The organism is Colidextribacter sp. OB.20, from assembly GCF_009911595.1.
Taxonomy (GTDB): Bacteria; Bacillota; Clostridia; order Oscillospirales; family Oscillospiraceae; genus Lawsonibacter.
In genome coordinates this window covers 1-8,716 of record NZ_QWKG01000105.1, presented here as the reverse complement: position 1 = coordinate 8,716, position 8,716 = coordinate 1, and the positions used below count along the sequence as shown (strand labels likewise).

The window sequence follows — 8,716 nt, the reverse complement described above, 5'->3', positions numbered from 1 at the left end:
GCTGTAAAAGTTCCTCAAAGGAGTAGCGGTATCGCTCCAATTTTTCGTTGATGGGATCACACGCCGGTACGGCGAGAACAATCTCCTCTGAGGCCCAAGGGATCGAGGTGATTTGACCACTTTCCGGCCGCTCCGCCTCCAGGAGGAAATCCAGCCGCCCGTCCAGAAGTTTTTCAGTCAGCCTTTTGCTGCTGCCCTCTACAAAGGTCATAGCAGCCTCCGGATGAGCCAGGGAAAAATCATTCAGAAGAGCGGGCAGTACATAGGTGCAGAAGAACATGGATGTTCCGATCCGCAGTTCAGTTCTGGACTCGTTTTGAAGTTCCTTAAATCGTTCTGCCATTTCCCTTTCGATTGCCATGATTTGCTCGATGCGCTCAATATAATAGCGTCCCGCTTCGGTCAATGAAATGGGACTGGTACTCCGGTCGAACAGGGGCAGGCCCAGCTCCTGTTCCGCTTTTTTGATTGTGGCGCTCAGCCAGGGCTGGGAGACATACAGCTTCTTAGCCGCCTTGGAAAAGCTTTTTTCCTGATAGACCGCGTAGATATATTCCTTGTAATTCGTCATTTTGCTGTCCCCCTATACGAATTTCAGAATAACAGCTTTAAGCTTTTCGTATTTTACACTTCAACATCCTTGTGGCTAAATAATATCAGAAGGAAAACTAAAACGCAAGATTTTTTAAAAGGTTATACGAAAACAGATATAACGTGTTCAAGTTTTTCGTATTTTACATTTCCTTATCTTTGTGGCTAAATAGTATCAGAAGGCAGAGCAAAACACCGTCTATATTGAAGGAGGCAGAACTATGGCGGCAAAAATTGCGGCGCGGATGAACCGGATGGCGCCCTCCGGCATCCGCAAGGTCAATGAGAAGGCGCTGGCAATGGAGCGTGCGGGAGAAAAGGTCCTCCACTTTGAGATTGGCAGGCCCGACTTCGACACCCCGGAGTACATCAAGAGGGCGGCCAACCAGGCCATGGCTGAGGGCAAGGTCCACTACACCTCCAACTTCGGCCTGATGGAGCTGCGCCAGGCCATTGCGGACAAGCTGAAGCGGGAGAACAACGTCGATTATAAAGCCTCCGAAGTGCTGGTCACCGTGGGTCTGTCCGAGGCGGTGTTCGCCGCCCTGGCTTCCATCCTGGAGGAGGGGGACGAAATTCTTGTTCCCGATCCCGGCTGGCTGAACTATGTCAATGTCCCCAATCTGCTGGGCGCCAAGGCTGTGCTCTACGGTCTGCGAGAGGAGACCGGCTATCAGATCGACCTGGATGAGATCCGCTCCAAGATCACTGACAGGACCAGGGCCGTGGTCCTGATTACCCCCAGCAATCCCACCGGCGGCGTGCTGTCTGAGGACGTGCTCAAGGAATTGGCCAGCATTGCGATTGCCAACGACCTGATGGTCATTTCCGACGAGGTCTATGAGCGGCTGATCTACGACGGAGCCAAGCACATCAGCATCGCCTCCCTGCCTGGGATGAAGGAGCGCACCTTCACCATGAACGGCATGTCCAAGGCCTACGCTATGGACGGCTGGCGGCTGGGCTATGTGGCCGCACCCGAGGAGTACATCCTGGTCATGAACAAGTTCCACCAGCACAACACCACCTGCGCCCCCAACTTCGTTCAGGTGGCGGCCATCGCCGCCCTCACCCAGGAGGGGGATGAGGTAAAGGAGATGGTGAAGGAGTACCAGCGCCGCCGGGATTACGCCGTCAAGGCCATCAATGAGATCCCCGGCCTGCACTGCGAGTGCCCAAAAGGCGCGTTTTATATCTTCATCAACTGTAAATCCCTGAATATGAAGTCTGCCGATTTGGCCGCCTGCCTGCTGGAAGAGGCGAAGATTGCCCTGGTGCCCGGCGATGTGTTCGGCCCCGGCGGCGAGGGCTATCTGCGGATGTCCTTTGCCAACAGCTACGAAAATGTAGTCGCGGGCTGTGAGCAGCTGAGAAAGGCAATCGCAGAACTGAACAAGTAATGAAGGAGGTTTCCCCATGCGTCTCGCTACTATTAAAAAGAACGGCGCTGAAATCGCCGGTATCGTCACCCCCAAGGGCGTGTTCCCCATCGCCGCCCTCAACGCCGCCAAGGGCGCCGCCTGGAGCACCGACATGATGTCCCTCATCCAGGCTGGTGAAATCCCAGGCCTGACCGCCTGGTATAACGACGGCGGGCGGTCTGAGCTGGACAATCTGCCTGGCCTGGTTCCTCAGGAGAAGGTGGTCTACGCCCCCCTGTATCGCAATCCCAAGCGCATCTTCGGGATCGGTCTGAACTACGTGGACCACGCCGGGGATATCGGCTCCGCCGCTCCCACTGGTTTCCCCGGCAGCTTCTTTAAGATGGCCGACACCCTGGTGGGCCCTGGAGACGAGATCAAGCTGCCCACGCTGAAGGAGGCCCAGAAGACCACCGCCGAGGCGGAGCTAGGCGTCATCATGGGCAAGGACTGCCGGGACGTGTCCGAGGAGAACTGGCAGGACGCCGTTGTGGGCTACACCACCATTCTGGACATGACCGAGGAGTCCATCCTCAAGGGTAACGACTTTGTCAGCGGCAACCCCCGGTATCTGTGCATTGTGAAGAACTTCCCCACCTTCTTCTCCTTCGGCCCGGAGCTGGTCACCCCCGACGAGGTGCCCGACGTGCTGAAGCTGGAGGTTCAGTCTGTCCACAACGGCGAGGTCTACGCCAAGAATATTGTAGCCAACATGACCCACCGTCCCGCCCGGCTGGTCTCCCTCCACAGCAGCATCCAGGGCTGGTACGCCGGCGACATCCTGTCCACCGGCACCCCCCGGGCTTTCCACATCCAGGACGGCGACATGGCCGAGTGCCGCATCGTCGGCCCTGACGGCTTCGAGATGCGGCCCCTGCTCAACCCTGTGGTGGATTTGAAAAAGCACCCTGAGAAAGAATAAAGATTGGAGAGATTATGATGAAAGCTACCTTTGTTTTAACCCCCGCCGAGGCTCGCCGCCTCATCGCCAAGGCCGTCATTCAGACCCCGGAGTTCCAGAAAGCCTGGAAGGACGCCTATGTCCTGCTGGCCGGCGGCACCACCAACGCCTTTATCGCCCAGGAGCTGGGCTATGAGGTAGAGCCCGGTCTGTGCACCGTGGGCAGCAGCACCGACGGGATGCTGTGCGTCACCGAGCCCTCCAGCCGCAAGGGCTTCCCCAACGTATTCTACAAGGGCCAGCCCGTGGACAAGAAGATGGATGAGGCCCTCCAGGACTACCACACCGATACCGTCATCATCAAGGGAGCCAACGCCTTCGACCAGGACGGCCATGTGGGCGTCATCACCTCCGGCTTCAACGGCGGCACCGTCCCCAGCTTCATCGGCTACATGACCAGCAAGGGGCTGAAGTGGATCTGCCCCGTGGGCTATGAGAAAATGGTGCCCAGCGTCCCTGCTGCCAGCCGCGCCCTGGGAGGAGCCAGCCACATTGACATTTCCATGGGTGCTGACCCCGGCCTGTACTGTCTGTCCAGCGCCGACATCCTCACCGAGGCGGACGCCATCAGGCAGATGTTCCACTGTGACGCCAAGGTGGTGTGCGCCGGCGGCATCGGCGGCAACGAGGGCGCCCACTACTGGGCGGTGGACGGCGAGGAGGCCGATGTCAAGGCTCTGGTGGAGTTCCTGGAGAAAAACATTAAGGGCGAGCCGGCCGTCAAGGGCAACAAGGGCAACTGCGCCAACTGCCGCTACCCCGGCTGCAAGTACAACGGTCTGAAACCCGAGGAGCTGCCTGAATGGATGAAGAAAAGGGGCATTGAAAAGTAAGTCCGTTCTCCCGCAAATCAAGCCGTACTATATTACCTTATCGACAACCAGCGGTTGTGGGTTCGATTCCCACCGCCAGCGCCAACCTGTGCATTCAAAAAAGCAGACAGAAAACACCGCATGAAAATGCGGTGTTTTTCAGTGTATGCCATTCAGTGCATGGCCCGCTTACCGCTGGACCCGTCCGGAGCCGTCCCCCCCGGCCAATTTCTCCACCTCGTCTACCGTAACGCGGTTGAAGTCGCCGGGAACGGAGTGCTTCAGGCAGCTGGCCGCCACGGCAAACTCTAGTGCCCGTGCCCTGTCCTGGAAGTGGGTCAGTCCATAGATCAGGCCGCCGGCGAAGCTGTCGCCGCCCCCCACCCGGTCCACAATGTTCCGAATCTCGTACTTTTTGGAGACGCAGAACTGCTCCCGGTCGTTCAGGCAGGCGGCCCAGCTGTTCCAGTCGGCGCTGTGGCTCTCCCGCAGGGTGATGGCGATGAGCCTCATGTTGGGGTAGGCCTCCAGCACCTTCCGGGACAGCTCCTCGTACTTGGCGCGGTCCAGCTCACCGCTCTCCACATGGACGTCCGCCGTCACCCCCAGAGACTTCTGACAGTCCTCCTCATTGGCAATAGCCACATCCACAAATTTGGCCAGCTCCCCCATGACTTCGGGGGCGCTCCTGCCGTATTTCCACAGATTCTTGCGGAAGTTCAGGTCACAGGACACAGTAATGCCCCGCCGTTTGGCCTCCCTTACGCTCTCCAGGCTCAGCTCCATGGCCGACTGGGAGACAGCGGGTGTAATGCCGGTAATGTGGAACCAATCCACGCCCTGAAAGGCGGCGTCCCAATCCACATCGCCGGGACCGGCCAGGGCGATGGCCGCCCCCTCCCGGTCGTAGACCACCTTGGATGGGCGCTGGTTGGCCCCCGTCTCCAGGTAATAAATCCCCATACGGCCCTTGCCCCGCAGAATCCGGCTGGTATCCACCCCGAAGCGGCGCAGCTCCTGGACACAGGCATCGCCGACGGCGTTGTCAGGCAGGACGGTGAGGTAGCTCACGTCCATGCCGTAGTTGGCCAGGGACACCGCCACATTGGCCTCGCCGCCGCCAAAGGTGGCCTCCAGCATGGGGCTCTGGAAAAACCGCTCCAGCCCCGGGGACTTCAGGCGCAGCATAATCTCGCCAAAGGTCAATACTCTCATGGTCAGAATCTCCTCTCTATTTTTGCAGCAGATGGACCGCGAAGCCGCCGACCTCCCCCTCCAGGTACACGGCTGCTATCCGGTCTCCCTTATACTTCGCGGTGGACATATCCACCCGGCGGCCCCTCTTCTCCAGCCAGGCGATGGCCCGACCCACGTGGTTGGTCCGCACCGCCAGGTGCCCGCTGCTTCCTAAGTACATGGACTTCATCACTTCGATGCCGGGCCCAGCAAAGGTGGAGCTGTTCCCCTCCTTCACGCCGAAGCCGAAGAGGGAGTCAAAGCTCCGGGCCACCTCCGCCGCCGCGCCGCTGTCCGCGGTGTTGATGCCCACGTGGGCCACCTCAAAGCCCAGAGAGGCGGTCACCGCCTCCTGGCAGAGCTTGGTAATTCTGTCATAATTCCCGGCGGCGATGTCCGCCTTGGTGCATACCCAGCTCCCTCCCACGGTATGGACATAGGGGGCGGCGGCGTACTCGCCGATGTTCTGCCCGTTGACGCCGCCGGTGGGGATAAACCTCACCCCGCCGAAGGGGGCGGACAGCCCCTTCATAGCGGTCAGACCTCCGTAGACGTTGGCGGGGAAGAATTTAATCACATCCACACCCAGCTTCAGCGCCGCCATGATCTCAGTGGGGGTGACACAGCCGGGGGTGACGGTGACGCCGTTCTCCACGCACCAGCTCACCAGCTCCCTGTCAAAGCCGGGAGAGACGATAAACTGTCCCCCCGCCTCCACCACGGCCTGGGCCTGCTCCAGAGTGAGCACCGTACCCGCCCCCACCAGCATCTCCGGGACCTCCCGGGCCACGGAGCGGATGCTGTCCATGGCGGCGGCCGTCCGCAGGGTGATCTCCATCACGTCGATCCCGCCGGCCAGCAGGGCCCGGGCGGTGGGCACCGCGCTCTTCGGGTCGTCCAGAACCACCACGGGGACCACGGCGTTGTTTCCTAACCTCTCTGAATATTTCATCGCTTCTCCCTCACTCCCATTGAATTGTGATGCCCAGGTCCGCGCTCATCTCGTTCAGGGACTCCGCCACCGCGTCGGGCAGCTCCACCACCTGGCTCCATCTGTCGTGCTTCTCCCATTCGATCTCACCCGGGAGGTAAATCCGATCCCTCCCCTTGGCCTTCGGCGCGTCCCGCAGGGCGCCGGCCAGCTCACCGGACCGGGAGAGATAGCTCTCCCTGCCCGCGAACTTGGAGACATCCACCGCCAGGAAGGTATGACAGACATTGTTGGGGACCTCCGGATCAAAGCACCAGCTCCTGATCTCCCCCACGCTGCTGATGCCGCCGCCGCTGAGCACTCCGCTGAGCAGCTCCACCATCACGGCCAGCCCATAGCCCTTGTGGGCCGCCATGGGCTGCATAGCCCCCTCCTCGGGGTAGTGGCTGGGATCGGTGGTGGGCAGGCCGTCCTTGTCCACAATCCAGCTGTCCGGGATCTGCTCCCCGTCCTTTTTGGCCTGGACCACCTTCAGGGACGCCACATTGCTCATGGCGATATCCAAAAAGATGCTGTGGCCGTCCTGTGTCGGGGAGGCATAGGAGAAGGGGTTGTTACCCAGAATCATGCCCCGGGCGCCGGGAACGGTCATATTGGGATCTACATTAGAGAAGGAAATCCCCACCATACCCGCCCTGGCGGCCATGTTGGCGTAAAAGCCGGCAGCGCCGAAGTGGGTGCTGTTGCGCACCGTCACCAGGGCCACGCCGCAGGCTCTGGCCTTCTCGATGGCCAGCTCCATGGCCCGCCAGCCCGCCACCATGCCCATGCAGGCATGGGCGTCCATCAGGGCGTAGGCCGGCCCCTGGGCCACCACCTCCGGCTGGGCCTTGAAGTCCATGCCCCCCGCCCGCTGCTTCTTCACATAGCCATACAGATTTTTGGCCCCGTGGGAGCTGGTGCCGAAGCAGTCCGTCTCACACAGCACCTCAGCGGTGATTTTGGCGTCCTCCGGGCTCATGCCCTCGTGCCGGCAGCATGCGGCGCAGAAGTCCCGAAACGCCTGGACTGAGATTCGATTCGCCATAATATCCTGCTTCCTTTCTGTTCAGAGGTTCCTTTATACGCCCCAGTAGGCGGAGAAGCCGCCGTCGATGGGGATGATAGCCCCGTTGACGAAGGAGGCCGCATCGGAACACAGCCAGAGCACCGGCCCGGCCATCTCCTCGGGGGCGCCATAGCGGCCCATGGGGGTCTTTGCCAGCACCTTTTCCCCCCGGGGCGTGGGGCTTCCGTCCTCCTTCTGCATCAAAAAGCGGTTCTGCTCGGTCAGCAGGAAGCCGGGGGCAATGGCGTTAACCCGGATTTTCTCACTGTAATTCTGGTTGAAGTGGACCGCCATCCACTGGGTGAAGTTGGCCACCGCCGCCTTGGCTCCGGAGTAGGCGATAGTGTTGGTCAGGGGGATGATGGAGGCCATGGAGGCGATATTGATTACCACGCCCTCGCTGGCGGCGATATCCCGGCCAAAGGCCTGGGTGGTCAGCACCGCCCCCATCACATTCAGGTCAAACACCCACTTCAGCGCGTCGATGGGCATATCAAAAAAGCTCAGCTCCGGGCCTGTGGAGGCCTCCTTCTTGTTGCCCCCGGCGCCGTTAATCAGCACATCCACCCGGCCAAAGCGGGCGATTACCGCCTCCCGGGCGGCGGCCAGGCTCTCCTTGTCCAGCACATTGGCCTGCACCGCGGCGGACTGGCCGCCGGCGGCGGCAATCTCCTCCGCCGTCTCCTGCGCCCTGTCCAGAAAGAGGTCCAGCAGGGCCACCTTCATTCCGGCCTTGGCCATCGCCCGGGCCATGGCGCCGCAGATGACGCCCCCCGCTCCGGTAATCACCGCAACCTTGCCTGTCACATCAAAACTCGTCCCATCCATTGAACATTCCTCCAATCAATTGGCTTTTGTCAAAAATCAGACCCCTAAACCCGCTCCCCCAAATCTACCATCTCAATATTGCCGTTGGGACAGCGGTTGAAGCACATGCCGCAGGCCACGCAGTCCTCCCGGCAGATCTCCAGGGTGTCGGGGGCTGTAATCCTGGGGGCGAAGTCGGTGCAGATGGTCTTGCACAGCTGACAGCCCTCGCCGCAGCCGCAGCTGAGACAGCGGGAGGCCTCCCGCACCGCCTCCTTCTCCGTCATGGTCCTCGCCCCTCCGGGTGTCTCCAGCTTGAGGGGGTTGGGGTCGGGCTCCAGATAGCCCGTGCGGCGGCGCACCGACGCGCGGTCCACCGTTTTGACGGCGGGCACCGGGGCGGCCGAAGCCTCATCCCCCCGGAGAGAGCGGTCGATAGCCGCGGCAATGTTCTTCCCCGCCGCAATGGCGGAGGCGACGCCGGCAGCGCCGGGGACGCCGGTCCAGACCTCCTCGCCGGGGAGAGAGCGGGCGGTCCGCTCCTCCGCCGCCAGCAGCTGGTCGCAGGCCAGCTCCATGGACGCCCCCTCCCGGAGGAAGGCAGCGCCGGCGGCGGACCTCTTCACCTGAGACACCCCGTCCAGCAGGATCACGCCCTCCCTCTGGAGCTGACGCTCCTCTCTCCCTGCTCTGCCGGGGAGCAGAAGGGTGACCTGCTCCACCCCCAGGCGGAGGGCGGCTCGGGCGGCCTCTCGGGCCGTCAGCCGGTCCGGACCTGTGACAGCCACCCGCCGGCCTGTCCGGGGCCGCTCCCCCCGGCTCAGCCGGCTCAGCAGGGTCAGGGCGTCC

General features: G+C 61.5%; 8 protein-coding genes and 1 pseudogene. 3 read left to right on the top strand and 6 right to left on the bottom strand.

Annotated features, from left to right (window positions below; genetic code table 11):
- The coding region (locus D1641_RS18090; protein ID WP_160668238.1) for a LysR family transcriptional regulator at positions 1–571 on the bottom strand (571 nt) is incomplete at its 3' end.
- A 241-nt stretch (positions 572–812) separates the two neighbouring features.
- Here D1641_RS18090 and D1641_RS18085 point away from each other — a divergent pair.
- From D1641_RS18085 to D1641_RS18075, 3 genes are read left to right on the top strand one after another with little or no spacing between them, the layout of a single operon-like run.
- Positions 813–1,991 (top strand): pyridoxal phosphate-dependent aminotransferase, encoded by a 1,179-nt coding sequence (locus D1641_RS18085; RefSeq protein ID WP_160668235.1) that lies wholly within the window; start codon positions 813–815, stop codon positions 1,989–1,991.
- 16 nt (positions 1,992–2,007) lie between these two features.
- Positions 2,008–2,934, top strand: coding sequence for a fumarylacetoacetate hydrolase family protein (locus D1641_RS18080; protein ID WP_160668233.1), 927 nt, complete (start codon positions 2,008–2,010; stop codon positions 2,932–2,934).
- Positions 2,935–2,948: 14 nt separating this feature from the next.
- Positions 2,949–3,806, top strand: a complete 858-nt coding sequence (locus tag D1641_RS18075) for a hypothetical protein (RefSeq protein WP_160668231.1) — start codon at positions 2,949–2,951, stop codon at positions 3,804–3,806.
- A 168-nt stretch (positions 3,807–3,974) separates the two neighbouring features.
- Here D1641_RS18075 and D1641_RS18070 read toward each other — a convergent pair whose 3' ends face one another.
- From D1641_RS18070 to D1641_RS18050, 5 genes and pseudogenes are all read right to left on the bottom strand, one after another.
- Entirely contained in the window at positions 3,975–5,000 is a 1,026-nt protein-coding gene (locus D1641_RS18070) for a sugar kinase (RefSeq protein ID WP_160668230.1), read from the bottom strand.
- Positions 5,001–5,016: 16 nt separating this feature from the next.
- On the bottom strand, positions 5,017–5,973 hold the full coding sequence (gene eda / locus D1641_RS18065) for a bifunctional 4-hydroxy-2-oxoglutarate aldolase/2-dehydro-3-deoxy-phosphogluconate aldolase (protein WP_160668227.1): 957 nt from the start codon (positions 5,971–5,973) through the stop codon (positions 5,017–5,019).
- 10 nt (positions 5,974–5,983) lie between these two features.
- Positions 5,984–7,039: an Ldh family oxidoreductase gene (locus D1641_RS18060; protein WP_160668225.1), complete on the bottom strand. Its 1,056-nt coding sequence runs from the start codon at positions 7,037–7,039 to the stop codon at positions 5,984–5,986.
- 33 nt (positions 7,040–7,072) lie between these two features.
- Positions 7,073–7,888: an SDR family oxidoreductase gene (locus tag D1641_RS18055; protein WP_160668223.1), complete on the bottom strand. Its 816-nt coding sequence runs from the start codon at positions 7,886–7,888 to the stop codon at positions 7,073–7,075.
- A 44-nt stretch (positions 7,889–7,932) separates the two neighbouring features.
- A pseudogene (locus tag D1641_RS18050) lies at positions 7,933–8,716 on the bottom strand (hypothetical protein); the annotation flags it as partial.